Consider the following 25,544-nt stretch of genomic DNA (forward strand, 5'->3'; position numbering starts at 1 on the left):
GTTCAGTAGAGGGGGATGCCGGCCCACGCGTTCGCGGTGCGAATGCCCTGCACGATGAGGAGCAGACTCGCGACCACGAGGGTGTACTTGACGATGCGTTTCCTGCGTCCGGAGAGGCCCTGGTTGACGAGCGCGTTGTAGACGCCGTTGACGCCGTGGAACGTCGCGGTGACGAGGAACAGCACCATCAGCGAGTAGTAGGTGAGGTCCTCCATCCGCGCGCTCGACGCCAGGAAGCTCACCTCGTAGGCGTGGTTGACGAAGTGGAGCAGGAAGAAGTGGAACGCCAGCACCACGACGAGGAACGCCGCGGTGATGCGCTGCCAGAGCCACCGGGTGCCGCCCCGCTCGAACGAGGAGTAGCGCTCGGCCATCTAGAACACCCCCTCCAGGAAGGTGGGGACGGAGGCGACGACGATGGCGCCCGTCAGCGCGAGCGACGCGTAGAAGCTCTTGTCCTGCGCGTCGAGGCCGACGCCGAGGTCGACCAGCAGCAGGCGACAGCCGTTGAGGATGTGGAAGACGGCGACGGCGAGCAGCCCGACTTCGAGGATGCGCACGACGAGGAGGCTCTCGAGCGTCGAGATGACCACCGTGTACACGTCGTTTTGCGCCTCGATAGCCTGCGCGTTGCCGGCCGCCGAGACGGCGGTGCTCAGCACGGAGATGTGGGTAAAGAGATAGCCCACGAGCACCCAGCCCGTGAACTTGTGGAACACCCAGGCCCACATCCCCGCCGAGAACTCCCGCCACCGGCCGAAGTCCTCGACGAGGCCTCTGTCGTACGACTGGCTCATGGGTGTACCACGCTCCGGTCCGGCGCGGTATAGTAGTTACGTGTACGGCGGCGCGACGGCGCAGAGAGTCGGGTCAGGGAGCGACGAACGCCTCGCCGTAGACGACCACCGTCACGAAGAGGAGCCCGACCGCTGCGATGGTGACCGCGGCGGCCGCGACGACCCGACCGGTCGACCGGTTCACGTAGACGGCGTACCAGGCGAACGCGAGCAGGACGACCTGACCGGACAGGTCGAGGAACGACGCGTCGTAGCCGAGCCCACCGGGTCGGAGCAGGAGCACCATCGTCACGGCCGAGAGGGTCGTCACCGCCGCCGCCGCGAGCGTGAGGGCCGCTCGACGACCGACGGCTCGGGCGACGAGTACGGTCAGCGCCGCGTCGACGAGGAGCCTCCCCGCGACGAGCGCAGCGACCCCGGCGGGGTTCGACCAGCCGGGAAAGAGCCACTCGAACACGTCGTCTCGCGCGCTACGGCGCGCCTACGTTCCCCCGTCGTTCGTCGGCGTCTGCTCTCGTTCGACGACGCGACGCGTGCGCTCGCCGAGTTCGACCAGGTGACACAGGGGGTTGCCCGGGTAGACGACCGGGTTCTCCAGGACGCCGACGAGCAGCCCCGTGAACGGCGCGGTCACGGGGACGTTGTCGTCCTTGAACGGGTTCGTGATGGTACAGACCGTGTCCCCCTCGTGGACGAGCGACCCCTTCTCGAAGTGCATGTCGACCATGCCGCCGGCGTCCGCGCGGAGCCACGTCTTCTCCCGGTCGTCGGTGATGACCGTGCGCCACCCCGGCCAGCGGACGGCGCTGGTCTCCTGGAGGCCGTACTCGACGAAGACGCTCCGGACCCCCTCCAGCGCATCGTCGATGAGCGCGCGCTGGAACCGGTGGGCCTCGCCCATCTCGACGGTGATGGCCGGGACGCCCGCGTTGGCCGCCTCCGTGCGGAGCATCCCGGAACTCCCCTCGCTGTCGATGATGACGTTGCTGCCGTACGCGCGCGCCACCCGCGCGACGCCGGCGTCCCGCATGTCGGCGCGCACGTGAATCATGTTCGTTCGACCGCGCGTCGACGTGTGGAAGTCCAGTCCGATGTCGCACGGTTCGATGAAGTTCTCGAAGATGCGGTGAGCCATCCGTTTGGCGCTCGTCGAGTCGGCCTTCCCGGGGAACGACCGGTTCAGGTCGCGGTCGTACACCGGGAGGTACCGCTGCTGGGCGATGAACCCCGGAACGTTCATCACCGGGATGCAGATGAGCGTGCCCGCGAGGTCCGAGAGGTCCCACTCGTGGGCCACCTCCCGCACCACCTCGATGCCGTTGAGTTCGTCCCCGTGGGCAGCCGCCGAGAGGAACACCGTCGGCCCCTCCCGTTCGCCGTTGATGATGGTGACCGGAATCCGGACCGGGTCGCCGAGATACGTCTCGCTCACCACGTACCGGATGTTCTGCCGCTCGCCCGGGTCCACTCTCCCCCCGTTGTAAGTGAAAGCCGCGTCAGCACTCATTACCGTCCGGGTGGGGAGGGGGCGGGATAAGCGTCCCGAGGGAACTATCACCGGTGAGTTCCGGCGCCCTCGGGCGTCCCCGAGACTCCCGGGAACCGACGGGACGCCCGGGAGTTCCGCGAATCCCACCGAGTCAGAGAGCGCCGAAGGGGGCTCGATACGTGGACCCGTACCACCGCTCGGACCGACCGGGACACATTTCACCGCCCGGTCGGTTCTACCTCCAATGAGCGATGAATCGGTCCGAGTGGGCGTCCTGTCGCTCCACACGAGCAAGGAGTCGAAAGCCATCTGTAACGCGGTCGAGGCGCTCGGTCACGACCCCGAGTGGCTCCGCGCGGAGAACACGAGCGTCCAGGTGAACGACGGCGGCGTCGAACTCGAACCCGACGTCGACGTGGTCGCGAACCGGATGCTGCTCTCGAACACCGAAGACCCCGCCGAGGGGCTGGGACTGGCTCAGACGTTCAACCGGGCGCGACCGATGCTCAACGACCCGGCGTCGGTGCTCACGGCGGTCCACAAGTTCGCGACCGCGGTGGCGCTCTCGGCGTCGGGCATCCCGGTCCCGGACGCGCTGCTCGCGCTCTCGAACGCCAAGCTGAACGAGGGACGCGACCAGTTCGGCGACGAGGGCGTCTACAAGACGGCCATCGGCACCCACGGCGGCGGGACGTGGAAGGTCGACCTCACGGAACCGGTGAACCCGATGGTCGGGAACCGGCAGGCGTTCCTCCAGCAGCTCATCGACCGCGACGAGGGACGACACCACGACCTCCGCATCTACGTCGTCGGCGGCGAGATCGTCGGCGCGATGAACCGCTACGCCCCGGAGGGCGACTGGCGGACGAACGTCGCGCTCGGCGGCGAGGTAGAGGACGCGACCGACTCGCTCGACGAGGAGACGCGCGACCTCGCGCTCGCGGCGACGGACGCCGTCGGCCTCGACTACGCCGGCGTCGACCTCGTGCAGGGGTACGACGGCTGGTACGTGCTGGAGGTCAACCCCACCGCCGGGTTCAAGGGGCTGTTCAAGGCGACTGGACACTCGCCCGCCCCCTACATCGCGAAACTCGCCATCGAGCACGCCGGCGGGAGCGTCGACGACGACCAGGTCGAGACCCTCTCGAACACGCTCGACGACACGACGCCCGCCTGCATGCCCCACACCACCCAGCGCCGCACGGAGGACACCCCCCTCATCGGTTACATCGAAGAGGTGCTCGTCGCCGGGACGCAGGGGTCGACCCAGTCGTTCGCCAAGTCGGACACGGGCGCGACCCGGTCGTCCATCGACACGTCGCTGGCCGCCGAAATCGGCGCCGGTCCCATCAAGAGTATGACGCGCGTGAAGTCCGGGAGCGTGAAGTCGGGCAAGGCACGGCCGGTCGTCGACCTCGTCATCGGCATCGGCGGCGAACAGCACACGGTCACCGCCAGCGTCGAGGACCGCTCGCACATGGACTACCCGCTGCTGCTCGGGCGCGACATCCTCGAGCACTACCAGGTCGACGTCCGGCGGCGCGCTGACGAGTCGGCGCGGCCGGACCGGGACGAGGAAGAAGAGCGGCTCGAGTGACGCCCCCGTCGGGGACCGAACCCTCCGGCGTCGGCTTGCGATTGCCCGGCCAGGGTTTAACCGTGTGTAGCAGTGGCTCCTAACTGGAACGTCGGAAGGTGTGACTTTCCCAGCGCGGGAAACGTGGGTCGGCTGTGGTCCCACTGCAGCGCGGAGTTGCATCGAATCGCGTTCCGAGACGGCGAGACCCGATGCGACGGAATGCGCGCCGGGTCGCCGTGCCGCACAGGCCCATCGGGCCCGCTCGTCCGCGACGACCCTCGCCTGGCATGGTCGAGGGTCGTCGGGAACGGGCGAATTTCTTCGAGACGCGAGCCCCGGAGTCGACGGTGACGCCCTCTCAGCGGCTCTCGGTCCCGCCGGCGGAGGACGGGTCGGTGGAGTCGGGGTCTCCGTCGGTCGACTCGCCTGCCTCTCGGACGGCCTCGGAACCGGCCGCGGTGTCCGCGGTCGACTCCAGCACCTCGTCGACGCTGGCGGTGACGTCCTCCGTCACGCGCCAGAGGTACAGGCTCGCGTAGCTCCGGTACGGCGCCCACCGCTCGGCCGCCTCGACCATCTCGGCGCGGGTCATCTCGCGTCCGAACAGCCGCTCCATCCCCTTTCGGACCCCGAGGTCCCCCACGGGGAACACGTCCGGCCGCCCGAACGTGAAGAGCAACTGCATCCGCGCGGTCCAGGGACCGACACCCGTGATGGCGGTCAGCCGGTCGACGATCTCGTCGTCGTCGGCCTCGGACAGCGACTCCTTGGTGTACCCCTCACTCGCGAACGTCTCGGCGATCTCGCGCACGTACCGAGTCTTCTGGCGCGAGAGGCCGGCGTCGCGCAGCACGTCCGTCTCCGCCGCGAGCACGCCGTCGTGGGTCACCTCGACGGCGTCGAAGAGCCGTTCGCGGGTCGCGGCGGCCGACGCCATCGACACCTGCTGGCGGAGGACGGAGGTCACGAGCCGCTGGAACAGGTCGTCGCTCGGGTCCAGTCGCAGCGTCCCGTACTCCTCGACGACGGGACCGAGCAGCGGGTCGGAGCGGAGGAACTCGGCGGCGTCCTCGGCGGCGTCGCGGTCCAGGCTGTCGCTCATCGTGACCGGTCGTAGCGGGCGACGACGCATGAGCCGTGCGGTGCCGGTACTCGGCTACGGCCAGTCGTCCGGCAACTCGTCCGCGCGCTCGACGAGCACCCGGAGGAACGGCGCGACGTCCCCGAAGTTCCGCCCGCGCCGGATACACCCCCGGTCGGGGTCCCACTCGATGTAGCCCCGGTCCGCCAGCGCCGGGAGGTGAGAGTGAAACAGCCTCGTCTTCAGAACGTCCGGGTCGTCCTCGCCCATCCCTCCCGCGGCGAACGACTCGACGGTGAACTCGTCGTCCCCCCGCGGGCCGTAGTCGGAGACGGCGAGGAGCACCCGTCGGCGGTAGGGGTCGCTCAGCGCGCCGAGGACGGCGTCGACCGCGTTCGAATCTCTGGAGTGGGGGATAGCGTCAACGAACGCGCCGCAGAGGCACATAAGTCGGCCGCGTGTATGTACAGGTCTATTAACTGTCGGCGGCCACTCTCGAGCGCGGCCGCCGTCGGTCGAGACCGGCCAGCGGTGCGACCCGTGTCCGGGTGTGCCGTCGGCGCGCGAGCGGAAACGCCGATAAACGGGTCCGTCGTTCCGGTCGAGACGGAGGGAAACGTTGAATCCCGGCCCGTTCGACGGCTCTTCCATGGACGCCTCAGACGTGGAGACGGTCGCCGTCCTCGGTGCTGGGAACATGGGTCACGGCATCGCCGAGGTGGCGGCGCTGGCCGGGTTCGAGGTACGGATGCGCGACATCGAAGAGGAGTTCGTCCAGAACGGCTACGAACAGATCGAGTGGTCGCTCGGCAAACTCGCCGAGAGGGACCGCATCGCCGACGAGGAGGTGGACGCCGCGCTCGACCGCGTCACGCCGCTCGTCGACCTGTCGGAGGCCGTCGCGGACGCCGACCTCGTCATCGAGGCGGTTCCCGAGCGGATGGACATCAAAAAGGAGGTGTACGCCGACCTCACCGAGGCCGCGGCCGACCACGCGGTGTTCGCCTCGAACACGTCCAGCCTCTCCATCACGGAACTCTCGGAGGAGACGGACCGACCGGAGCGATTCTGCGGGATGCACTTCTTCAACCCGCCCGTGCGGATGCAACTCGTCGAGGTCATCGCGGGCGCGCACACCGACGAAGAGACGCTCGAACTCGTCGAGGGAGTCGCCGAGCGGATGGACAAGACGCCCGTGCGCGTCCGCAAGGACTCGCCCGGGTTCATCTTCAACCGCGTGCTCGTCCCGCAGATGAACGAGGTGGCGTGGCTGGTCCACGAGGGCGAGGCGACGGTCGGCGAAGTCGACTCCACGACCAAGTTCGGGATGGGCCTCCCGATGGGGACGTTCGAACTCACCGACCAGGTCGGCATCGACGTGGGCTACCACGTGCTGGAGTACATGCACGAGACGCTCGGCGACGCCTACGAGCCGTGCCCCCTGCTCGAAGAGAAAGTGGAGGCGGAGGAACTGGGCAAGAAGACCGGCGAGGGATTCTACGACTACGACGACGGCGGCGTCGAAATCCCGACGGACGAGATACGCGAGGACGTCCGGGAACTGCTTCTCGCCCTGATGGCGAACGAGGTCGCGCGCCTCGTCGGCGACGACGTCGCCGACGCCGCCGACATCGACCGCGCGATGAAACTCGGAGGGGGGTTCCCGGACGGCCCGGCGAAGATGGCCGACGACGCCGGCCTGGAGTCGCTCCTCGGCGTGCTCGAGGAGCGGTACGAGGAGACGGACGAGGAACGGTACGCCCCGTCCGACCACCTCCGCGAACTCGCCGAGGCCGGTGAGGGGTTCTACGGGTCGGACGGCGGCGACGAAGACGGCGGCGCGACCGAGTACGAGGCCATCCGGGTCGAACGAGACGGACGCGTCGGCCGGATCGTCATCGACCGCCCCCACAGGATGAACACCGTCTCCACGGAGATGCTCGGCGAACTGTCGGACGCCATCGACGAACTGGAGGCGGACGACGAAGTGCGAGCGATGTTGCTCACCGGCGCGGGCGACCGGGCGTTCTCCGCGGGCGCGGACATGCAGAGCATGGCCGACGGCGCGGGCGACCCGCTCGGCTCCGTCGAGACGTCGCGGCTCGGTCAGTCCACCTTCGGGAAGTTCGAATCCTCGGACATGCCGGTCGTGGCCGGCATCGACGGCTACTGCCTGGGCGGCGGGATGGAACTCGTCACGTGCGCCGACCTGCGGGTGGCGAGCGAGCGCTCCGAACTGGGTCAGCCCGAACACGCCCGGGGGTTGATTCCCGGGTGGGGCGGCACCCAGCGCCTCCGCCACATCGTCGGCGAGGGCCGCGCGAAGGAGATAATCTTCACCGCCGAGCGCTACGACGCCGAGACGATGGCCGACTACGGCTTCGTGAACGAAGTCGTCGGTAACGACGAACTGGAGGAGCGCGCGCTCGAACTCGCGCGCGACCTGGCGGCCGGCCCGCCGGTGGCCCACCGCTACACGAAGCGGGCGATGCTCGCCGGACGCGACGACACCGACGCCGGTCTCGAAGTCGAGGCGCAGGCGTTCGGCCACCTGATGGACACCGAGGACGTGATGGAGGGCGTCAGCGCGTTCATGGCCGACCGGGAGCCGGAGTTCGAGGGGAAGTGAGAACGGCAGGGAGCAGGGACTAGCGCAGCGCCGGACGCCGTTCTGGGGGGTCGCGTCCGCTCGGCCTCAGTTGCCCGTGTACGCCCGTCTCGCGACCTCGTTCCCGTCCGCGTCGCGGAGGACCGCGGTGTCCCCGTTGTTGTTCCAGGCGGGCGCGTCGCGCCCCCAGTAGAGCGTGACGTCGGTGTTGGGACCGCCCGTGTGTCCGGTGACGACGGCGAGCCGTCCCCCGGGGTCGAGCGTGACGTCGTCGGGGAACCGGTACACCTGTCCGTCCTCCGGGTCCTCGAGCCTCCACCCGCTCATGTCGACCGTCTCGTCGTCCTCGTTGCGGACGACGACGAACTCGTCGTCGAGGTTGTCGAACTCGTTGTCCCCTCTGGCGTCGTAGTGTATCCACCCGATGACGACGTCCGGTCCCTCCGCGGGCGGCGACGGGGAGGGCCCGCCGCAGGGGAGCGTCACCTCCAGCGTGTGCGTCCCGGGACCGAACGTCCCCGTCTCGGCGTCCGTCAGTTCCTGTTCGTCGGCGGTGCCGAAGCTGAAGGTCGAGTCGGGCATCGAGTAGACGGCGAGCGCGAGGTCGAGTTCGCAGTCGTCCGCGACGGTGAACGACACCGACGCCGTCCCGTCGCTCACCTCGATGGGGTCGGACGTGACGCACTCGCGCGTCTCGGGGTCGAGCGAGTTGAGCCACGTGTCGCGCTTCGTCACCTCGTCGCCCTCCCCGTGGAGGTACTGGATGAGACGGTTCTGTGCGCCGTAGAAGTCGTTCTCGCTCTCGCCGAGTCGCTCCTCGACGCCGCCGGCGACGAAGTCGACCTGGTAGTAACACGGTTCCGCCGCGGCGCCGACTCCGGTCCCGAGCAGACCGAACGTCGTTCCAGCGCCGACACCACCGGCCGCCCGCAGGTAGGTTCGTCGTCTCATGATGTGTCTCGTGGCCGACTAGTTTGCCGACCGATTCGGTTCTCACGACCGACCCGCATAGTAGTTATTACAATTATACATGCGAGATACCTGTCCGATGAATTATTTAATAGTTATTAGCTTTTGAAACAACACGACGGGTAGTCGAACTCTCGTGGACGTTCGGTGGCGTTCGTGCGAGACTCGACGAGTTAGGCGGGTTCGACGACCGACGACGCTACACCCGGAACGCCCGAAACGTGTCGCGTTCGCTCGGTTCGTGGACCACCTGTACCGCTCCCAGCGGCGAGAACACCTCCTTCCAGTTCCGGTGGTACAGCGGGAACTCGTCGTTGACGTAGCTCACCTCCGCGCCCTCGCGGCCGCGGCGCGCCCCGTTCCCCTCGTTCTCGACGGTCACGAGCAGGTCGCCCGCGACGCGCACCAGTTCCTCGAACACCCACGCGTCGTCCGGGTGAACGTGCTGGAGGGTCTCGACGGAGTAGACGGCGTCGAAGCGGCCGTCGGCGAACTCGGGGAGGAGGTCCTCGATGGCGCCCGTGCGGAACGTTCCCGTGCGTGCGAGCGCAGGGTACTCCTCGGCCATCACCTCGAACGACTCGTCGTTGATGTCGACGCCGGTCAGGTTCTCGAAGCCGTGTTCGCGGAGGTGGTCGAGGTGCCGGCCCGACCCGCACCCGACTTCGAGGAGGGCGGCGTCGTCGTCGAGGTAGAACTCGAACGTCGAGCGGAGCGACTCGCTCGTGCCGTCGGCCCCCTTGCCGGCGTAGTAGCGCGGGGAGAACTCCCCCGTCCGCTCGGCCCAGTCGCGGCGAACGTCGTCGGGTTCCATAGCGGGGGTACGCTCCCGCGGAGGTAAACGTCCGTCGGGCCGCCGTCACTCCCCGAACAGCGCGGCGACCAGGTTCGACTCGGCCCGCCGGAGGTGTTCGGCCGCCGTCGACGTCGCACAGCCCAGTTCGCGTGCCACGTCCGCGGTGGTCGCGTCGCGCGGGACGTCGTAATAGCCCGCGTCGAGAGCGGCGCGCACCGCCTCCCGCTGGCGCCCAGTCAGGCGACCGACGGCGGAGTCGGGGTCGACCCTGCTCCCACCGACCTGCTCGACGTCGACCCGGATTCCGCCCGGGACGTCGCGGACGGCGGCCTGGACGTCCGCCTCGGTACCGACCAGGGTGAACGTGCTGCTGCCGTCGTCGTTCCACTCCACGGGCGGGACCGTCATCAGGCTCCCGCGAGTGAAGTTCTCCCAGAGCGCCCGGGAGTCCGCGGGTCCCTCGCCCTCCAGGAAGCAGTAGCACTCGTCGTCGGTGACGGGGACGACCTCGTACGCGAGCAGTTCCTCGTCCGCCTCCAGTTCCGCTTCGAGACGCCGGTAGTCGCCCTCGATTCGCAGCAGGAACCCCGCGGGGGACGTGCGGTTGTTCCAGTTCACCGTCTCCACCCGCGAGAGGTACTCCGCGTCCGTGAGCGTGTGGTACAGCGACGGGTTGTCGAGGTCCTGCGGGTGGATGGTGACGCGAACCCGTTTCACGACGTGCAGTCGGGAGCGGCGGTCGAAAAGGGTTGCTCGCCGAGGCCCGCGCCGTCCGAACCGACATAAACCGTCCGGACACGTCCGGCAGAGACGCTTCCTCACCTCCGGCCGTGTCTCGGTCGTGTGATGCGAAACGTCGGAGACACCGACCGAATCGCTCGGGGCGTCGCGGGCGTCTGGCTGCTCGCCGTCGCGTTCGCGGCCCTCCTCGACGGCAGGCGCACCCGCGCGACCACCGCCGCCCTCGCGGGCGCGGGGTTGCTCGCCAACTACCTGACCGGGTTCTGCGGCGGGAACGCGCTGTTCGGCGTCGACACGACCGCGGACGAGCCCCGCTCGGTGGGGGGGCGCGGCCGGTGAACGCCGACTGGCTGGCGACGCTCGGCAGTGTCGCCGTCTCGCTGGTCGGGGTACCCGCGGGGCTCGTGTACCTCCTGTCGGTCCGACCGCCCCCGCCGCCCGGAAGCGTGGGGTTCGCCCTGCTCGGTGCGCTCGCGATGCTCCCCGGGTTCGTGATGGGAGCGGTGGGGCTGTGGACGGTTGCGCGGGGGTGAACTCGAAGAGACTGGGGAAATGGAACTCCGGACGGCGCGTTCGTCACCGGAACGAGACGCGGAGCGCGTCGGCGACGGAGTTCGTCGCCCGATGGTATCGCGGCCCGGTGGCGGTGCGGTCGACAGCGAAGACCCGGAGTTCGACGACGAGTCGTCCTCGGTCCGGGAACGTCGCGCGAACGACCGGGCCGGTCGCCGCCACGACGAGGTACGGGGGCGCGGCGACCGGTTCGGCCGGGAGCGACTCGTCGAGCGCCTCCGCGGCCGTCCCGAGGAGCGCCGGCAGGCGCGCGAGCAGGCCCGCGTCCGACAGCGCGGCGCGCAACGGCGGCACCACCGCCCCGCGGTCGGCCGTCGCGTCGCCGTCCCACGCCGCCGCCACGGCGTCCGCGCACTCCTCGACGGCGACCAGCAGGTCGGCGTGCTCCGCGCGGACGCGGTCGCGCACGGTCTCCGCGGGGTCGGCCGTCACGCCTCGACGGAGCGAGCGGGACGGGGTAAACCCGTCGGCGAGGGGTGTTCTGCACCGACCGCTTTTTCCCGTCCGGCCGCCCACCGGTCTCGTATGACGATGAACGCCGCGGACGTCGAGGCGGCAATCGAGGCTGGCGTCGAGGACGCCGAGGCGACCGTGACGACGCCCCGCGCGCCCGACCCGGACCACGAGGACCAGCACTTCGCGGCCGTCGTCGTCTCGCCCGCGTTCGCGGGGAAGTCGCTGGTCGAACAGCACCAGATGGTGTACGACGCGCTCGGCGAGTCGATGACGACCGACGTGCACGCGCTCGAGATCAAGACGTACACGCCCGAGGAGTACGCGGAACACGGCGAACGCGACTGACTCCGGAGCGGGAAAGAGAGGAGCGGGAGCGACGCCCGCCGTCCGGCTACCGCCCGGACTCCGCGGCCGCCACCGTCTCCAGCGGTCCGACGGCGTCGCCGACGCGGAGCGTCGCTCCTCTGGACTCGTCGGGGACGGCGGTGTTCACCATCAGCCGGAAGTCGTGGTCGAACCGCTCGCCGCCGCTCCACGCCGGCATCGTCTCCCGGCGCTTCTCGACGAACCGCTCGCGGAACCCCGGGTACTCCTCGCCCGTGTCCGGGTCGCGCGAGGGGACGACGCAGCGCGCACACGGGTTCACGCCGAGCAGGTCGGCGTCGCCGACGGAGACGCGCACGCGCTCCCCCCGCCCGGCGAACAGGCGGTCCTCCCAGAACGCGACCGGTGCGTCGAGTTCGAGGTTCGCGCGGAGGCGGCGGCGCATCCCGTCGACGTCGACGCCGTCGAACCACGACGCGGCCTCCCGGAGCGTCGCCGTCGAGAGGACCGTCGGGCCGCTCGCGCGAGTGTCGTCGGGGTAACCGCCCGGTCGCTCGGCGGCGAGGCTGACCTCGTAGCCGAGGAACCCGCTCACCCACGCCGCCAGCGCGTCGCGGTCGTCGTCGAGGTGGAAGCGGTCGGGGTCGGCACCCGGCGCGTCGAGACGGACGGTCCGCGCGCCGAGGTCGAAGTCGGCTCGCACGCGGTGGACGGCCCGCTCGCGCTTCCCGTTCACGTACTCGCCGTCGGCGTCGAGCAGGGCGAACTCGCGGTCCCGGAGGAGTCCGCCGTCCGGCCCGAGCGTCGCGGCGTCGACGTCCACCCCGTCGAGCGACTTCACCGGGTACACTCGAACCCGGTCGAGCGTCGCCGAGTCTGTCATGTGGCGAGAGACGGCCGGCGGGGTAGAAAGCGACTCGGTCTCGTCGGCCCGCTGGACGACCCCGGTCAGCGGCGCCGGTCGCTACTCCTCGTCCTCGCTCCCGTCTTCCTCGTCCGACTCGACCTTGATGCCGTCGAGCACGTCCTCTATCTCCTCGGTCGCGACCGACTGGTACCCCTCGTCGGCGGTGACGGTCGCGAGGCTCACCTCGCCCGCGGTCAGTTCGTCCTCGACGGTGAGCAGGCCACGGAGCGCCAGGTCGATGCCGTCGCCGAGCGTCAACTCCTCGCCCCACTCCTCTTCGAGGACCTCCTGAATCTCCTGCCGGGAGCCGCCGATGGCCGTCGCCTTCCACTCGTGGGGCGTCCCGGTCGGGTCGGCGCTGAACAGCCGCGGCGTGTCGCCGTCGACGCCGCCGATGAGCAGCGCCGCGCCGTACGGCCGGGTGCCGCCGCGCTGGGTGTTCTCCTGGATGTGGTCGGTGACGTACTTCGTCAGCGTCTCGACGCCGACCGGCTCCTGGTAGCGCAGGCGGTTGCCCTGCGCCATCCGCCGGGCGAAGTCGATGAGCTGGCGCGCGTCGGCGACGTGACCCGCGCTCGCGGTCCCGATGTGGTCGTCGAGTTTGTGGAGTTTCTCGATGGACTCCGACTCCATCAGGCTGGAGGACGCCTGCGCCTGCGCCGCGAGGACGACGCCGTCGCTCGTGCGCACGCCGACGCTCGGCGCGCCGCGCGCGACCGCCTCGCGGGCGTACTCGACCTGGTAGATGCGTCCGTCCGGGGAGAACAGCGACGTTCCTCGGTCGTACGCCTGCTGGTCGTTCCCCCTCATCGCGTCCCTCCGTCGCGTCCGGTCGTCACGATAGCGGTCATCGAGTCGGGCTAGGACCCTCCGACGGAAAAAGCCTCCCTAAAAGGTTCTTTAGCGAGGGTCCGGCCGGCTGGACTCGGCCCCGAGTCGGTTCTCCTCACCCGACCGTCGCTCGCGTCGCCCGTCACTCGTCCGTCTCGACCGCGTCCGCCTCGGGCGCGTTGCGCCGCACGCTCTCCAGCCCCTGTTTCGCCCTCCGCTTGGTGGTGTACCCCTCCCCGGAGTCGGCGATGACGTTGCCGTTGTCGTGTCGCAGCCGCCAGCGCCACTGTCCCTCGCGGTCCTCGTACAGTTCGAACGTCGCGTCGCTCATACGGGGGAGGTTCGTCCTCCGGTGACTAATTCGCGTCGGCGGTACGGTCGAGAACCGGCTACACCGGCTACGCCGACCGTTCCGCGACCACGCTCCCGTCGGCGTCCCGGAGCGTCACCGTCTCGTCGCCGTTGTTGAGCGTCGGCGCGGTGCGCCCCCAGTACAGGTCCGAGTCGGTGTCCGTCCCGCTTCCCACGTGAATCGTGAGCGACGCCCCGGGCGCGAGCGTCACGCCGTCGGGGACGGTGTACGAGTGGCCGGCGGCGTCCGCGAGCGTCCACCCGCTCAGGTCGACCGGGTCGTCGCCCCGGTTGCGGAGGACGACGTACTCGTCGTTCAGGTTCTCGCCGTCCTCGCCCGCGGCGTCGGCGTGCATCGCGGCGACGACGACGCCCGCGCCGCTCGGGGTCGGCGTCCGGTCCGGTGTCGCAGTCGGGGTCCCGGTGCCGGCCGTCCCGTCGCGGCAGGTCCACAGGCCGCGACCCGCGGCCATCGCGTCCGCCTCGGCGGCGTAGTACCGCTCGCGCTCCTCGAACGAGGAGTCGTACACCCGCGCCAGCCCCCGTTCCACGAGGCGGTAGTTGAACTCCGCACCGTCGTGGTGGACGTAGACGAGCAGGCGGTCGTAGTAGCCGCGGCGGGGTTCGTTCGCGTCGAACGTGAGCGTCACCGTCTCGCCGACCAGTTGCCGCTTCGCGTAGGCGCTCGCCCGCTCGCCGTACTCGCGGAGACACGAGCGACCGGCGGCCGTCTCGGGGACGCCCTCGAACTCGTCGGGCGCGTTCTCGCCGTGCACCTCGGGAGTGTCGACGCCGAGCAGGCGCGCGGTGTCGCGCGTCCCGTTCGGGAAGACGAGTTTCACCGTGTCGCCGTCGACCACCTCCACGACCTCCGCCCGCACGCCGTCCGCCGGAGGCGTACTGTCGGTCCCCGTCGCGCCGGGCGTCGTCCCGTCCGTGCTCTCCGACGCGGACGCGGTCGGCGTGGCCGTCGCCGCGCCCGTGGGCGCGGGGGTCGACGCGGGTGCCGGCGCGGTCGAACAGCCCCCGAGAACGAGGAGGAGACAGCACGCCAGCGCGGTGGCCGAACGGCGCGTCATACCGGACGACGAGTCGGCGCGGCAAAAGCGGTTACGGGCCGGCGGTGGGACGCGAGCGCGTCACTCCCGGTCCGCGGCGGACCGGGAGTCGTCGGCCGCGCGGGTCGTGCCGTCGGCCTCGGTCGCGTCAACCGCGTCCGTCGCGTCGTCCCCGTCGACCCGTTCGTAGGTGACGAAGTCGAACGCGTCGTGTCTCTCGCGCTCGGTCTCGCGCCACGCGTCGCGGTCCCAGTCGGGGAACCTCGTGTCGCCCGGGACCGTCTCGCGTATCTCGGTGACGAGCATCCGGTCCACCAGCCCCCGGTCGAGGAACGTCTCGTACACGCGCGCGCCGCCCGCCACGTAGGCGGTATCGGCGCCCGTCGCCGCGGCCGCCTCGACGGCCGCCTCGACGGAGTCTGCGTGGACGACGCCCGCGGGCAGGTCGGGGTCGCCCCGCGAGAGCACGACGGTCGTCCGGTCGGGGAGCGGGCCGCCCAGGTCGCGCTCGATGGACTCGTAGGTGCGCCGCCCCATGACGACCGGGTGACCGGTCGTCGTCTCCTTGAAGTGGCGGAGGTCGGCCGGGTAGTGCCACGGGATGTCCCCGTCCGCGCCGATGACGCCGTTCGACGCGACGGCGACGATGACGACGAGTTCCACCGTCACTCCGCGACCGCGAACCGGATGCCGTCGGCCGGGTCGTACCCCCGCAGGCTGATGTCGTCGGCGGTCAGTTCGTCCAGCGGGACGTCCGCCACCTCGACGCTGGGTCGCTCGCGGGGCTCGCGCGCGAGTTGGCGGAGGAGGCCCGGCACGTGGTCGTGCCCCTCCTCGTCGTCCGCCTCGGCCGGGGCCGACTCGGCCACCCAGTCGGCCACGTCGCGGTACTCCTCCCGGCGTTCGACGGCCGCGACCCGCTCTGCGAGTTCCGCGCGGTGTTCCCCGTGCCACGCGCCGCGCTGGCCCACCCCGCAGTAGGCGTGCGCGTCGACGATGGAGTGTGCGAGCGTCCCCGGTTCGAACCCGGTCCGGTTCGCCACGGCGGTGAGCAACAGCGCGTACGCGGCGACGTTGAACGGGACGCCGAGCGCGATGTCGCCGGAGCGCTGGGTGAGGTGGAGGTTCAGCCGGTCGCCCTGCACGTTGAAGACGAACGTGTAGTGACACGGGGGGAGCGTCGAGACGGCGGCGTTGGCGGGGTGCCACGCGTTCACGACCATGCGGCGGGAGTTGGGGCTCTCCCGAAGCGTGTCGAGGACGTACTGCAACTGATCGAACGTGCGCTCGTCGTCGTTCATCCAGCGGTGGGCGTCGTCGGGCCACGACTCGCCGGGCAGGCCCGCGTCCGGTACCGGGTACCGCCGCCAGAAGCGGCCGTACGCCGTGTCGAGTCGGCCCTCCTCGTCCGCCCACGCGTCCCAGATGCCGGTCTCCTCGCGGAGCGAGCGGACGTGCTCCTCCCCGGAGAGGTACCAGAGCAACTCCTGGACCAGCGAGTTCCAGCGGGCGCCCGAGAGGTCCTTCGTCGTGAGCAGGGGGAACCCGGACGCGAGGTCCACCTCGTACCCCTCCGAGAACGAGGAGACGCTGTCCACGCCCGTCCGGTTGGGCTTGTACGTCCCCTCCCGGAGGACGCGTTCGACGAGGCCGAGGTACTGGTGCATGTCTGGTGTGGACGCCGGGTGGGGCAAAACGGTTCCGACAGCAGTGGACCGACGAGGTGGCGAGAGCGTCACACGCCACCATACCACTTTATTACGTTATAGCGTAAATTTTGTTACCTCACGGGCCGAACACGGGCGCATGGACCCGGAGAGCCGCGGAGCGGAGACGGGTGCCGTCCGTGGGGGGCGGGGGACGGACCGTATCGACCGCCCACGGGGCACGCGAGGGGGGGTACCGGGGGGAGGAGGGGCGGCCGACGCGCGAGTCGGTCGGAAGTCGCAGACTGGAGAGTCGCGGCGTACCGCCGAGCGGATATACGTGCGGCCCGAGACGCTCGAACGTCCGATGACCGGAGCACTACGGGACACCGGGACCCGAACCCGGCGCGGTGCCGGGAGGCACCGACCCCGAACAGGGAGGTCGGGATGACGCTGGCGACCGTCTCGCGGTACGGGAGCGAGCGGGTGTCGACGGTCGGTGAGCACGCCGTCGTGGTGGGGGGGAGCGTCGCCGGTCTCTGTGCGGCCCGCGTCCTCGCCGACGCGTTCGAGACGGTCACGGTCGTCGAGACGGACCCGGTCTCCGACGAGTCGGGGACGCGCCCGGGCGTCCCCCACGGCCCGCAGATACACGCGCTCCTGGAGGCGGGGCGGGCGACGCTGGAGGACTTGTTCCCGGGGTACGGAGAGGACCTCGTCGCGGGCGGGGGACTGATAGTCGACGCGGCGAGCGACGTGGCGTTCTTCGACGAGGGGGACTACCTCGCAGACGGTCCGACCCGGGTGCCGATGTACAGCGCGACCCGGCCCCTGTTCGAGCGCGTCGCCCGGCGGCGCGTGGCGGCGTTCGACGGGGTCCGCGTGCGGTCGGAGTGCCGGTGTACCGAGTACCTCGTCGACGACGGCGCGGCGACGGTGACCGGCGTGCGCGTTCGGGACCGAACGTCCGGGGTCGAGGACGTGGTCGCCGACCTGGTCGTCGACGCCACCGGTCGGACGAGCCGAACGCCGGCCTGGCTGGAGCGCCACGGCTACGCGTCGCCGCCCGTCGACGAGGTGGGAATCGACGTCGTCTACGGGACGGCCGCCGTCCGGCGACCCCACGACGACCGGCGCGTCATCTTCGCCCCGGCGTCGGCCCCGCGCACCCGCGGCGGCGCGGCGTTCCCGGTCGAGGGCGGCCGGTGGCTGGTGAACGTCCACGGCGTCCACGGCGACCACCCGTCGACGAACGGCGTCGACGGCGTCGCGGAGTTCGCCGCGAGCCTCCCGGTCCCGGAACTGGCACGGCTCATCGAACACCACTCATGGACCGACGAGTGCGTGGACTACTACCCCTTCCCGTCGAACCGTCGCCACTACTACGAGTGCCTCGACCGGTTCCCGGACGGACTGGTCGTCGTGGGCGACGCGGTCGCCAGCTTCAACCCCATCTACGGGCAGGGCATCTCGGTGGCGGCGCTCGAAGCGCTGGTGCTCCACCACGCGCTCGCGTCCGGCGGACGGACGGACCTCTCGCGCCGCTTCTTCGAACGTGCCGCGCCGGTCGTCGACGCCGCGTGGACGATGGCCGTCGGCGCGGACGCGCAGTTCGCGGACACCGTCGGGGCGAACATCCGGAGCGCGAAGCTGTTCGGTCGGTACGTGTCGCGGCTCACCCGGAAGGCGCACAGCGACGGCGACCTGCGCGAAGCCCTCTTCAGCGTCATCACGATGGAGCGCCCGCCGTTTTCGTTGCTCCACCCGTGCGTCCTGGGACGCGTTCTCGCACCGAAACTCCGTCCCCGGTGACCCCCTGATGACGTCCGCCGTCCTCGCTATAGCGCAGGCGGAGGAAACGCGAAGTCGGTGGGGGCCGAACCGGCGGACGTGATTCGCAACCTCGCGGCCGGGGTCGAGGCGTTCACGAGCAACGCGTTCCTCGTCTCCGGGCCGCCGCGGGCCGACGCGCCGGCGACGACCGCCGAGGGAGAGACGGGGCGGCGGACGCTCGTCGACACCGGCGCGAACTTCGACGTCGTGGCGGCGGTCCGCGAACACGTCGCCGACCTCGACGCCGTCGTACTCACGCACACCCACCCCGACCACGTCGCCGGCGTCGACGCGGTCCGGGACGCGTTCGGCGTCGAGACGTGGGGGTTCGACCCGTCCGTCCCCGCCGTCGACCACGAACTCCCCGACGGCGGGACGGTGGAGATGGGGACCGCGACGTACGAGGCGCTCCACACGCCGGGGCACAAGAACGACCACCTCTGCCTGTACGCGCCCGACGCCGCGGTGCTGTTCGCGGGCGACCTGGTGTTCCAGAACGGCGGGTTCGGCCGGACCGACCTCGCCGAGGGCGACCGCGAGACGCTGGTTCGGAGCATCGACCGCGTGGAGGCGCGGGTGGGAGAGGACCTGCGCGAACTGCACGTCGGTCACGGACCGAGCGTCACCACCGACGCGTCGAGTCACGTGGCGCGGGCCGTCCGTGCCGCCCGGACGCGGTGACCGGCCGCGCGCGAGGCTAGTGCGACGGGAAGGACGGCACGCCGGCACGGAGACGGGAGCGGGAGCGCGACCGACGCTACTCGCCGTCGACGACGTCGCTCTCGACGTCCGCGTCCGTCGGCCCCTCCACGTCGCCGCGTCCGCCAGGGTCGACCGCCCGCGCCGCTCGCCGGAAGACGCCGGTGAGCGTGCTCACCTCCCGTTCGGTCGGGTGCGCGCGGCCGACCAACCGGCGGACGAGGCGCTCGGTCCGCTCGCGCTTGTGCTCGCGGTGTTCGACGCCCGCGAGGAACGACTCGAACTGGTCGTACAGGCGCTCGATGTCGGGTTCGGTCGCCCGTTCGCGCTCCACGTCCGGAAGTTGCGTGTCGTCGAGGAACAACTCGCGGAGTTCGTACAGCGTCACCGTCGCCGCCTGCCCGAGGTTGAGCACGGGGTAGTCGGCGTTCGCCGGGATGGAACACACCTCGTCGAGCCGCGAGAGTTCGTCGTTGTTCAGCCCCGTCCCCTCGCGGCCGAACACGAGGGCGGTGTCCGTCTCGACGCCCGCGAGCGACTCGCGGAGTTGCGCGGGCGTGCGGAACGGGAATCGGACGTGGCTGCGGGCGTCCTGTGCGGTGATGGCGGTGCAACCGACGGTGTGGTAGCGCTCGACGACCTCCTCGAACGTCACGGTGTCGGCGTTCGGGAGCACGTCCTCGCGGGCGTGGCCGGCGAAGCCGTACGCCTCGCTGTCGCGCGATATCTCGGGGGGGTCGACGAGTTTCAGATCCGACAGCCCGAAGTTCTTCATCGCGCGGGCGATGGTCCCGACGTTGCCCGGCGTCTCCGGTTCCACCACGACGACGACGAACCGACTCATGTGGGGTACTCGCGGTCCAGGTCGAGTTCGTCGTCGTCGAGGTCGCTCCCCCCCTCGTCCGCTCCCGCCTCCTCGAAGTCGGCCCGCTCGTCGCGCAGCAGGTCCGCCTCGCGCTCGTACACCTCCTCCGGGTCGGGGAGGTCCGGCAGGTCCTCGGGCGCCGCTTCGACGTGGTCGAGACCGCCGTACCCCTCGGGGGCGCGTCCGCCGTCGTCGAACCACTCGTGGAACGCGTCGCGGAACGTCTCCTCGCCCGTCAGGTCGCTCCCGCCGCGCTCGCGGAACCAGTAGAGGAAGTCCGCCTCGTGCTCGTCGCACAGCAACACCTCGTCGAGCGGTTCGCCGTAGACGATGGTCGTCTCGCGACACCGGGTCTTCTCCTCCTCGCCGTGAATCAGGTAGCAGGCGTCGCAGGGTTTGCCGATGACGACCTGCAGGCGGAGGAGCCGCTGGCGGGTCTCCTCCGGAATCTCCATCACCGGCCGCCAGGCGTCCTCGTCCGTGAACAGGTCGTCCTCCTCGAAGCGCCAGCCCCGAAGACCGATGCTCACCTTACCCATTACCGTGCCCGTTGCCGGCCGGGAGTCAAAAGCCGTGTGTCTCCGGTCGCCGTCGGCCCGGGTCGCGTCACGACGACCGTGCCCGGACGACCGTGGTCGTGCTCGCCACTACCCGAACCGAGCGAGTACCGCGCGAACGAGCACGACACCGAGGAAGCCGGCACCCGCGCCCGCCGCCCGCAGTCCGAGCCCGACCGTCCCCTCCTCGTCGCCCAGTTCGAGGCCACCGAGTCCGAGGAAGACGGCGGTGGCGACCGCGCCACCCGCGAGCGGGGTTCCGGGGTCCGCGACGCCGAGGAGTTTCCCGTCCGTGAACAGCGCGTCGAGCAGTCGGGTCCGCGCCCGTGACTTCACCCGTCCTTTCGCCACCGAGCGAGCGTCGATGCCGTCGTCCGCGTCGCACTCCGTCGGCTCGTCCCGGTCTGCGGCGGTCACGCCCACACCGACGCGGCCGGCCCTGGAAACCGTGTCGTCGGGGTCCCGGACCGGACGACATAAGCCATCGCCGCACCACGAACGCCCGATGCGAACCGTGGACGCCGCCGGCCTGCGCGTCGGCGACGACTACCCGCCGCGAATCATGGGCGTGCTCAACGTCTCGACCGAGTCGACGTACTCGCCGAGCGTCTTCGACGACCCCGGCGAGGCCGCGGCGTACGTCGACGAGTCGCTCGTCGACGAGGGCGCGGACATCGTGGACGTGGGGCTCGAGTCCGCGAACAAGCGGTTCGAGGTGCTGTCGGCCGAGGAGGAACTCGCCCGCCTCGACACCGCCGTCGAGGCGATGGAGAGCGTCTCGGGCGACGCGGTGTTCTCCATCGAGACGCGCTACCACGAGGTGGCGGCCGAAGCGCTGGACCGCGGGTTCGACATGGTGAACGACGTCTGCGGCTTCGCCGACCCGGAGATGCCCCGGGTCTGCGCGGAGCGGAACGCGGCGGTCGTCAAGATGGCGTCGCCGCCCGACCTCGAACGGCCCGGCGCCGTCGAGGCGGTGGACGACATCTACGACGCACTCGCGCGGAACGGATTCACCGAGAAGACCATCGTCGACCCCGCGTTCGGCGGGTGGAGCGAGGCCAAGACGCTGGAAGACGACCGCGAGACGTTCCGCCGCCTCCGGGAGTTCCGTGGCTACGCCCGTCCGCTGCTCGTCTCCATCAACCGCAAGAACTTCCTGCGCGAGGTGGCCGGCCGCGACACCGAGGCGGCGCTCCCCGTCTCGCTCGCCGCCACCTCGATGGCCGTCGAGCGGGGCGCGCACGTCGTCCGGACGCACGACGTGGCCGAGACGCGCGACGCGGCGCTGGTCGGCCGCGAGTTCGCCCGCCGTCGCGTCCGCGAGTCGGGCGACGTGAGCGTCGAGGAGCTCGACGTGACCACCACCGGAGAGGCCCGCCGGCACCTCGACAGGGTCGGCGGCGACCCCGCCGTCGCCGGGGAGGCGGTGACGCGCGTCGTCGAGTTCGGCGGGCTGGACCCCGAAGAACTGGGCGCGCTCCGGGCCGCGGCGAGCGGGACTGGCGAGCGGGACGAACGCGGGAGCACGGGCGCGTTCGTCGTCGCCGACGAGGCGGCCCCGAACGCCCTGCTCGTCGCCACCCCCGCCGGGACGGGCCGGGTCGCCGAGGCCGTATCCGGCGTCTCAGCCGCGCTGGACGACGCATTTGCGCGTGTCAGGCGTCAGACGGAGTGAGAAAACTTATACCGACACGGCAGATACCACCGAATGGAAGCCGGAAGGGCATCACGGGTAGGGGTACTTGGATGCCTTCCCGGCCCAACTCCGTATCTTCACTCGCCGAGTGACGACGCCATCCATGGACTTCGCAACGTGGGAGCCGGTGTACGAGCGTATTCTCGCGGACTTCGGCTACGACCGCCGGGGCGACGAGGCGGCCCGCGACCGGTTGGCGGAACTGGCGCGTCCGTTCGACGCGGACCGGCTGGACTGTTCGAACCGGACCGTCGCCGTCGCGGGCGCCGGCCCGTCGCTGGAGTCGGAGTCGGACCGCGCCCGGGCCGCCGACCGGGTGTTCGCCGCCTCGACGGCGACGGACCGCCTCGCGGACGCCGGCGTCGCCGTCGACGCGATGGTGACCGACCTCGACAAGAATCCCGAGACGGGGGCGGAGCGAACCCGCCGAGGGGAGGTAGTCGTCGCGCACGCGCACGGCGACAACGTCCCGCTGGTCGAACGCTGGCTCCCCCGGTACGACGCCGACCACGTGCTGGCGACGACGCAGGCGGCGCCCGTCGGTCCGGTGGCGAACTTCGGCGGGTTCACCGACGGCGACCGGGCGGCGTTCCTCGCGGACGCGCTCGGGGCGGCGGACCTCGCGTTCGTCGGGTGGGACTTCGACGACCCCGCGGTGTCGGGTGTGAAGCGGCGGAAACTCCGGTGGGCCGAGCGCCTGCTGGCGTGGCTCGAACGCCGCCGGGGCGAGCGGTTCGACGTGCTCGACGGCCGGCGCGACCGAGTCGAGCGCGTCGAGGGGTGACCCGCCCGACGCACGCCTCGCCCCCCGCCGGCGCTCGGTGTCGGCCGCCGCGCTAAAACATATTTAGCAGATACTTATCCGGGCGGGGAGCCGAGGACGGGTATGGTCAAACACGGATACGGAGGCCGACACGGGACGGAGCACGGACGCGAAGGCGGGTACGGATACGGAGACGAGTACGAACGGGGACGCCGGACCGAACACGGCGAGGCGGAGTTCGGGACGACCATCGTCGGCATCGTGGCCGAGGGTAGCGTCGTGCTGGCGTCGGACCGGCGGGCGAGCGTGGGACCGATGGTGGCGAGCAAGCGGGCGCGGAAGGTGTTCGAACTCGGCGACCGGGCGGGGCTGGCGTTCACCGGCGCCGTCTCCGGGGCACAGGCACTCGTCGCCCGCCTCGAGAGCGAACGCCGCCTGTACGAGACGCGCCGCGGCGAGCGGATGTCGGTGGAGGCGCTCGCGAGCCTCGCGGGGAACACCATGCGTGAAACCCGGTTCGGCGTCCAGCACCTGCTGGGCGGCGTCGACTCGAACGGCCCGCGGCTGTACGGGTTCGACGCCGGCGGCGCGGCGATGGAACAGCCGTACGCCGCCGACGGGTCGGGCGGGCCGACGGCGTACGGCCCGCTGGAGGCCGGGTACGAGGCGGGGATGAGCCTCGACGACGCCCGGTCGCTCGCCGCGCGCGCGGTCGACGCCGCGTGCGAGCGAGACCTGGCGTCCGGGAACGGGCTCCGGCTCGCGACGTTCACGGCCGACGCCGCCCCCGAGATGGAAGTCTACGACGACCCGGCGCTCGCCGCCTCGTAGTCGTCTCCCCGAGGACCGTCGGAGTGAGCGGAGTCAGCCGATTCGGCGGATTCCGCCGAGTCGTCCCGGGGTGCCGCTCCGGATTCGTTCCGGTCGCTCGAGTCGGCGGCGTCACCGTCGAGGGCGGTCCGCTCGACGTCGACCACCGTCGGTCCGTCGCCCACGAGCAGGTCGAGTCGCTCGCCGTCCAGACGAACGGAGACGCGGACCGCCGCGGGGTCCTCCGAGAGCACCGTCTCGGCCCACTCGGGGCCGAGATTCCAGACGGGGCGGTCGCGGACGGCGTCCGCTCCCTCGTGCGCCTCGAGGAACGCGACGACCGCCGGGTGTTCGAGGACGGCCAGCGACACCGGCGCGCGCACCTCGAACTCGCAGTCGTCGCACGCCCCGGCGAGGACGGGCCGCGACGCCTCGCCCGGCAGGCCGGGGGTCTCGACGAACTCGATGCGACCGTGGGCGCGGCCCGCGCAGTCCGGGCAGACGCCGCCCGCGAGCAGGCGGAACCGGGCGCGGTGGTGCGCGTCGAACGCGGAGAGCACCTCGTCCGTGTCGCGGTCGCGGACGCCGCTGGGTGGAAACGGGAGCGACAGCAACTCCGTCCCGCAGTCGGTGCACGCCACCGCGACGTAGTTGTCCGCGACGCGCGCGCGGAGCGCCGCCGCGCCACACACCGGGCAGTCGCCGTCGACCGGGTCGGGGTCGCGGTCCACCCGCTCGGTGTACGTCCCCGCCGCGAGCGCGCGCGCCACCTGCCGGCCGGCGTAGGTGAGGTGGTACCGCTCCGTCTCCTCGGCCTTGCGAACGTACCGGTCGGTCAACTGGCGGAGGTGGTAGGCGAACCCCGCGCTCGTCTCCTCGCCGCTGGCCTCGAACAGGTCGGTGAACGTCGGCGGCTCGTCGGCGCGGGCGAGCGTCCGGACGGTCCGGAGGCGCGTCTCGCTGGCGAGCGCCGAGAAGGCGTCGTCCGCGGCGACGCCGCTCGTCTCGTCGGCCGCCGCGCCGGTCGACTCCCTCCGACCCGTCTCGTCCGGGTCCCGGCGGCTCACGGCGCCATCGCCTCCAGCGTCTCGCGGACCTCGGCGTCGGTCGCGCCGCGGGGGAACGAGACGGCCACCGCGTCGACCCCTTCGACGCCCGCGAACGTCCGCAGGCGGTCGCGGGCGTCGTCGGGCGTCCCGGCGGCCGCGAGGTCGTCGAGCAGGTCGTCGGGAACCGCGTCGAGCGCCGCGTCTCGGTCGCCCGCGGTCCACGCGTCGTGGACGGTCTCGGCCGTCTCCGCATACCCCTGGCGAGCGAGCGCGCCCCGGTAGAACGGCCCCATGCCGCCGAGGTAGAACGCGAGGTGGCGGCGGACGAGTTCGCGGGCGCGGTCGGCGTCGTCGAGCGCACAGCAGGTGACCGACAGCGTCACCCGGAGGTCGGCGGGGTCGCGGTCGCCCAACTCCGCCCCGCGGCGGAGGTCCGCCAGCCGCTCGCGGAGGCCGTCGGGCGTGAACAGGAGCGCGTGCCAGCCGTCGGCGAACCGACCGCAGAGTTCGACCGCCTTCGGTCCCATCCCGGCGGTGTCCACCGGCGGCGCCGGGTCGGGCGGCCCCTGTCGCAGGCGGAAGCCGTCGAGGTGGAACAACTCGCCGTCGTAGCTCACCACGTCGCCCGAGAGGACGCGCCGCACCACGTCCACGTACTCGCGGGTGCGCCGGAGCGGGCGGTCGAACGCGGCGCCGTGCCAGTGCTCGACGACCGCCGGCCCCGAGGGGCCGAGTCCGAGTCGGAAGCGGCCGTCGCTGGCCTCCTGGAGCGTCGCGGCGGTCTGGCCGACGAGCGCGGGCGAGCGGGAGTAGACGTTGACGACGGAGGTGCCGAGGGCGATTTCACCCGTTCGCTCGGCCGCGAGCGCGAGCGTCGTGACGGCGTCGCGGCCCCACGTCTCGGGGAGCCACACGCGGTCGTAACCCGCGTCCTCCGCTGCGACGGCGAGCGAGACGAGACCGTCGAGGGAGGACTGAGCGGCGACGGGGAGCGAGACGTCCAGCGCGGTCATGACACACCGGACGGGGGCGGCGGGGAAGAATCCCCCGCCAGTCGTCGACG

Annotated in this window: 30 protein-coding genes and 1 pseudogene; 10 read left to right on the forward strand and 21 right to left on the reverse strand. The window is 71.2% G+C overall.

The window, feature by feature from the left end; genetic code table 11:
- Nucleotides 1-2: 2 nt before the first annotated feature.
- The 4 genes from AC6RUA_RS02830 to AC6RUA_RS02845 all read right to left on the reverse strand — a co-directional run bounded on the left by AC6RUA_RS02830 (nucleotide 3) and on the right by AC6RUA_RS02845 (nucleotide 2,304).
- Complete coding sequence (locus AC6RUA_RS02830) at nucleotides 3-374, reverse strand: succinate dehydrogenase hydrophobic membrane anchor subunit (RefSeq protein WP_499814429.1); 372 nt, start codon at nucleotides 372-374, stop codon at nucleotides 3-5.
- Nucleotides 375-797 carry a succinate dehydrogenase, cytochrome b556 subunit gene (gene sdhC / locus AC6RUA_RS02835; protein ID WP_499814430.1) on the reverse strand — a complete coding sequence of 141 codons (423 nt, stop codon included), beginning with the start codon at nucleotides 795-797 and terminating at the stop codon, nucleotides 375-377.
- A 73-nt stretch (nucleotides 798-870) separates the two neighbouring features.
- Nucleotides 871-1,254 (reverse strand): hypothetical protein, encoded by a 384-nt coding sequence (locus AC6RUA_RS02840; protein ID WP_499814431.1) that lies wholly within the window; start codon nucleotides 1,252-1,254, stop codon nucleotides 871-873.
- Between the two features lie 24 nt (nucleotides 1,255-1,278).
- Nucleotides 1,279-2,304: a succinylglutamate desuccinylase/aspartoacylase family protein gene (locus AC6RUA_RS02845; protein WP_499814432.1), complete on the reverse strand. Its 1,026-nt coding sequence runs from the start codon at nucleotides 2,302-2,304 to the stop codon at nucleotides 1,279-1,281.
- Between the two features lie 226 nt (nucleotides 2,305-2,530).
- Between AC6RUA_RS02845 and AC6RUA_RS02850 the strand changes: the two genes are divergently transcribed.
- The gene (locus AC6RUA_RS02850; protein WP_499814433.1) at nucleotides 2,531-3,883 is read left to right on the forward strand and encodes a RimK family alpha-L-glutamate ligase; all 1,353 of its coding nucleotides are present in this window, start codon (nucleotides 2,531-2,533) and stop codon (nucleotides 3,881-3,883) included.
- Between the two features lie 460 nt (nucleotides 3,884-4,343).
- On the opposite strand, the pseudogene AC6RUA_RS02855 reads toward AC6RUA_RS02850, so the two are convergent.
- Together AC6RUA_RS02855 and AC6RUA_RS02860 are read right to left on the reverse strand one after the other, a co-directional pair.
- Nucleotides 4,344-4,967: pseudogene (locus AC6RUA_RS02855) on the reverse strand (DNA-3-methyladenine glycosylase family protein); the annotation flags it as partial.
- Between the two features lie 54 nt (nucleotides 4,968-5,021).
- Complete coding sequence (locus tag AC6RUA_RS02860; protein ID WP_499814434.1) at nucleotides 5,022-5,393, reverse strand: hypothetical protein; 372 nt, start codon at nucleotides 5,391-5,393, stop codon at nucleotides 5,022-5,024.
- Between the two features lie 202 nt (nucleotides 5,394-5,595).
- Between AC6RUA_RS02860 and AC6RUA_RS02865 the strand changes: the two genes are divergently transcribed.
- The gene (locus AC6RUA_RS02865; protein WP_499814435.1) at nucleotides 5,596-7,575 is read left to right on the forward strand and encodes a 3-hydroxyacyl-CoA dehydrogenase/enoyl-CoA hydratase family protein; all 1,980 of its coding nucleotides are present in this window, start codon (nucleotides 5,596-5,598) and stop codon (nucleotides 7,573-7,575) included.
- A gap of 66 nt (nucleotides 7,576-7,641) precedes the next feature.
- On the opposite strand, the gene AC6RUA_RS02870 is transcribed toward AC6RUA_RS02865, so the two are convergent.
- The 3 genes from AC6RUA_RS02870 to AC6RUA_RS02880 all read right to left on the reverse strand — a co-directional run bounded on the left by AC6RUA_RS02870 (nucleotide 7,642) and on the right by AC6RUA_RS02880 (nucleotide 10,036).
- Nucleotides 7,642-8,505 (reverse strand): lamin tail domain-containing protein, encoded by an 864-nt coding sequence (locus tag AC6RUA_RS02870; protein ID WP_499814436.1) that lies wholly within the window; start codon nucleotides 8,503-8,505, stop codon nucleotides 7,642-7,644.
- 217 nt (nucleotides 8,506-8,722) lie between these two features.
- Entirely contained in the window at nucleotides 8,723-9,337 is a 615-nt protein-coding gene (locus AC6RUA_RS02875) for a class I SAM-dependent methyltransferase (RefSeq protein ID WP_499814437.1), read from the reverse strand.
- A 45-nt stretch (nucleotides 9,338-9,382) separates the two neighbouring features.
- Nucleotides 9,383-10,036, reverse strand: coding sequence for a helix-turn-helix domain-containing protein (locus tag AC6RUA_RS02880; protein ID WP_499814438.1), 654 nt, complete (start codon nucleotides 10,034-10,036; stop codon nucleotides 9,383-9,385).
- A 129-nt stretch (nucleotides 10,037-10,165) separates the two neighbouring features.
- On the opposite strand from AC6RUA_RS02880, the gene AC6RUA_RS02885 reads away from it, so the two are divergent.
- Nucleotides 10,166-10,399 (forward strand): YgaP-like transmembrane domain, encoded by a 234-nt coding sequence (locus AC6RUA_RS02885; protein WP_499814439.1) that lies wholly within the window; start codon nucleotides 10,166-10,168, stop codon nucleotides 10,397-10,399.
- Nucleotides 10,396-10,593: a hypothetical protein gene (locus AC6RUA_RS02890; protein WP_499814440.1), complete on the forward strand. Its 198-nt coding sequence runs from the start codon at nucleotides 10,396-10,398 to the stop codon at nucleotides 10,591-10,593. The genes AC6RUA_RS02885 and AC6RUA_RS02890 overlap by 4 nt, the downstream gene beginning before the upstream one ends.
- Before the next feature lie 43 nt (nucleotides 10,594-10,636).
- On the opposite strand, the gene AC6RUA_RS02895 is transcribed toward AC6RUA_RS02890, so the two are convergent.
- The gene (locus AC6RUA_RS02895) at nucleotides 10,637-11,065 is read right to left on the reverse strand and encodes a DUF7988 family protein (RefSeq protein WP_499814441.1); all 429 of its coding nucleotides are present in this window, start codon (nucleotides 11,063-11,065) and stop codon (nucleotides 10,637-10,639) included.
- A 99-nt stretch (nucleotides 11,066-11,164) separates the two neighbouring features.
- On the opposite strand from AC6RUA_RS02895, the gene AC6RUA_RS02900 reads away from it, so the two are divergent.
- Complete coding sequence (locus AC6RUA_RS02900) at nucleotides 11,165-11,434, forward strand: BolA family protein (protein ID WP_499815386.1); 270 nt, start codon at nucleotides 11,165-11,167, stop codon at nucleotides 11,432-11,434.
- A 46-nt stretch (nucleotides 11,435-11,480) separates the two neighbouring features.
- On the opposite strand, the gene AC6RUA_RS02905 is transcribed toward AC6RUA_RS02900, so the two are convergent.
- The 6 genes from AC6RUA_RS02905 to thyA all read right to left on the reverse strand — a co-directional run bounded on the left by AC6RUA_RS02905 (nucleotide 11,481) and on the right by thyA (nucleotide 16,227).
- Nucleotides 11,481-12,296: an MOSC domain-containing protein gene (locus tag AC6RUA_RS02905; RefSeq protein WP_499814442.1), complete on the reverse strand. Its 816-nt coding sequence runs from the start codon at nucleotides 12,294-12,296 to the stop codon at nucleotides 11,481-11,483.
- Between the two features lie 81 nt (nucleotides 12,297-12,377).
- The gene (gene psmA, locus AC6RUA_RS02910; protein ID WP_499814444.1) at nucleotides 12,378-13,130 is read right to left on the reverse strand and encodes an archaeal proteasome endopeptidase complex subunit alpha; all 753 of its coding nucleotides are present in this window, start codon (nucleotides 13,128-13,130) and stop codon (nucleotides 12,378-12,380) included.
- Nucleotides 13,131-13,293: 163 nt separating this feature from the next.
- A complete protein-coding gene (locus AC6RUA_RS02915) occupies nucleotides 13,294-13,482 on the reverse strand; it encodes an HVO_2922 family protein (protein ID WP_499814445.1) in 189 nt (62 codons plus the stop codon).
- A gap of 67 nt (nucleotides 13,483-13,549) precedes the next feature.
- Nucleotides 13,550-14,581 carry a lamin tail domain-containing protein gene (locus AC6RUA_RS02920; protein ID WP_499814446.1) on the reverse strand — a complete coding sequence of 344 codons (1,032 nt, stop codon included), beginning with the start codon at nucleotides 14,579-14,581 and terminating at the stop codon, nucleotides 13,550-13,552.
- Between the two features lie 60 nt (nucleotides 14,582-14,641).
- Nucleotides 14,642-15,223, reverse strand: a complete 582-nt coding sequence (locus AC6RUA_RS02925) for a dihydrofolate reductase (protein WP_499814447.1) — start codon at nucleotides 15,221-15,223, stop codon at nucleotides 14,642-14,644.
- Between the two features lie 2 nt (nucleotides 15,224-15,225).
- Nucleotides 15,226-16,227 (reverse strand): thymidylate synthase, encoded by a 1,002-nt coding sequence (gene thyA / locus AC6RUA_RS02930; RefSeq protein WP_499814448.1) that lies wholly within the window; start codon nucleotides 16,225-16,227, stop codon nucleotides 15,226-15,228.
- A gap of 426 nt (nucleotides 16,228-16,653) precedes the next feature.
- Between thyA and AC6RUA_RS02935 the strand changes: the two genes are divergently transcribed.
- Nucleotides 16,654-18,018: an NAD(P)/FAD-dependent oxidoreductase gene (locus tag AC6RUA_RS02935; protein ID WP_499814449.1), complete on the forward strand. Its 1,365-nt coding sequence runs from the start codon at nucleotides 16,654-16,656 to the stop codon at nucleotides 18,016-18,018.
- A 78-nt stretch (nucleotides 18,019-18,096) separates the two neighbouring features.
- Complete coding sequence (locus tag AC6RUA_RS02940) at nucleotides 18,097-18,720, forward strand: MBL fold metallo-hydrolase (RefSeq protein WP_499815387.1); 624 nt, start codon at nucleotides 18,097-18,099, stop codon at nucleotides 18,718-18,720.
- Between the two features lie 76 nt (nucleotides 18,721-18,796).
- On the opposite strand, the gene AC6RUA_RS02945 is transcribed toward AC6RUA_RS02940, so the two are convergent.
- The 3 genes from AC6RUA_RS02945 to AC6RUA_RS02955 form a co-directional block, all read right to left on the reverse strand.
- Nucleotides 18,797-19,582 (reverse strand): RNA methyltransferase, encoded by a 786-nt coding sequence (locus tag AC6RUA_RS02945; protein WP_499814450.1) that lies wholly within the window; start codon nucleotides 19,580-19,582, stop codon nucleotides 18,797-18,799.
- Nucleotides 19,579-20,142, reverse strand: a complete 564-nt coding sequence (locus AC6RUA_RS02950) for a DUF8114 family protein (RefSeq protein ID WP_499814451.1) — start codon at nucleotides 20,140-20,142, stop codon at nucleotides 19,579-19,581. Before AC6RUA_RS02950 ends, AC6RUA_RS02945 begins: the two co-directional genes overlap by 4 nt.
- A gap of 108 nt (nucleotides 20,143-20,250) precedes the next feature.
- The gene (locus AC6RUA_RS02955; protein ID WP_499814452.1) at nucleotides 20,251-20,577 is read right to left on the reverse strand and encodes a hypothetical protein; all 327 of its coding nucleotides are present in this window, start codon (nucleotides 20,575-20,577) and stop codon (nucleotides 20,251-20,253) included.
- 88 nt (nucleotides 20,578-20,665) lie between these two features.
- On the opposite strand from AC6RUA_RS02955, the gene AC6RUA_RS02960 reads away from it, so the two are divergent.
- The 3 genes from AC6RUA_RS02960 to AC6RUA_RS02970 all read left to right on the forward strand — a co-directional run bounded on the left by AC6RUA_RS02960 (nucleotide 20,666) and on the right by AC6RUA_RS02970 (nucleotide 23,453).
- The gene (locus AC6RUA_RS02960; protein WP_499814453.1) at nucleotides 20,666-21,838 is read left to right on the forward strand and encodes a dihydropteroate synthase; all 1,173 of its coding nucleotides are present in this window, start codon (nucleotides 20,666-20,668) and stop codon (nucleotides 21,836-21,838) included.
- A 124-nt stretch (nucleotides 21,839-21,962) separates the two neighbouring features.
- Nucleotides 21,963-22,643, forward strand: a complete 681-nt coding sequence (locus AC6RUA_RS02965) for a 6-hydroxymethylpterin diphosphokinase MptE-like protein (protein WP_499814454.1) — start codon at nucleotides 21,963-21,965, stop codon at nucleotides 22,641-22,643.
- Between the two features lie 102 nt (nucleotides 22,644-22,745).
- Complete coding sequence (locus tag AC6RUA_RS02970) at nucleotides 22,746-23,453, forward strand: Ntn hydrolase family protein (protein WP_499814455.1); 708 nt, start codon at nucleotides 22,746-22,748, stop codon at nucleotides 23,451-23,453.
- Here AC6RUA_RS02970 and AC6RUA_RS02975 read toward each other — a convergent pair.
- The gene (locus AC6RUA_RS02975; RefSeq protein ID WP_499814456.1) at nucleotides 23,423-24,499 is read right to left on the reverse strand and encodes a DUF7351 domain-containing protein; all 1,077 of its coding nucleotides are present in this window, start codon (nucleotides 24,497-24,499) and stop codon (nucleotides 23,423-23,425) included. The genes AC6RUA_RS02970 and AC6RUA_RS02975 overlap by 31 nt on opposite strands.
- Nucleotides 24,496-25,494, reverse strand: a complete 999-nt coding sequence (locus AC6RUA_RS02980; RefSeq protein WP_499814457.1) for a TIGR04024 family LLM class F420-dependent oxidoreductase — start codon at nucleotides 25,492-25,494, stop codon at nucleotides 24,496-24,498. Before AC6RUA_RS02980 ends, AC6RUA_RS02975 begins: the two co-directional genes overlap by 4 nt.
- Nucleotides 25,495-25,544: the final 50 nt, after the last annotated feature.

The organism is Halorarum sp. SLYT50 (assembly GCF_059821265.1).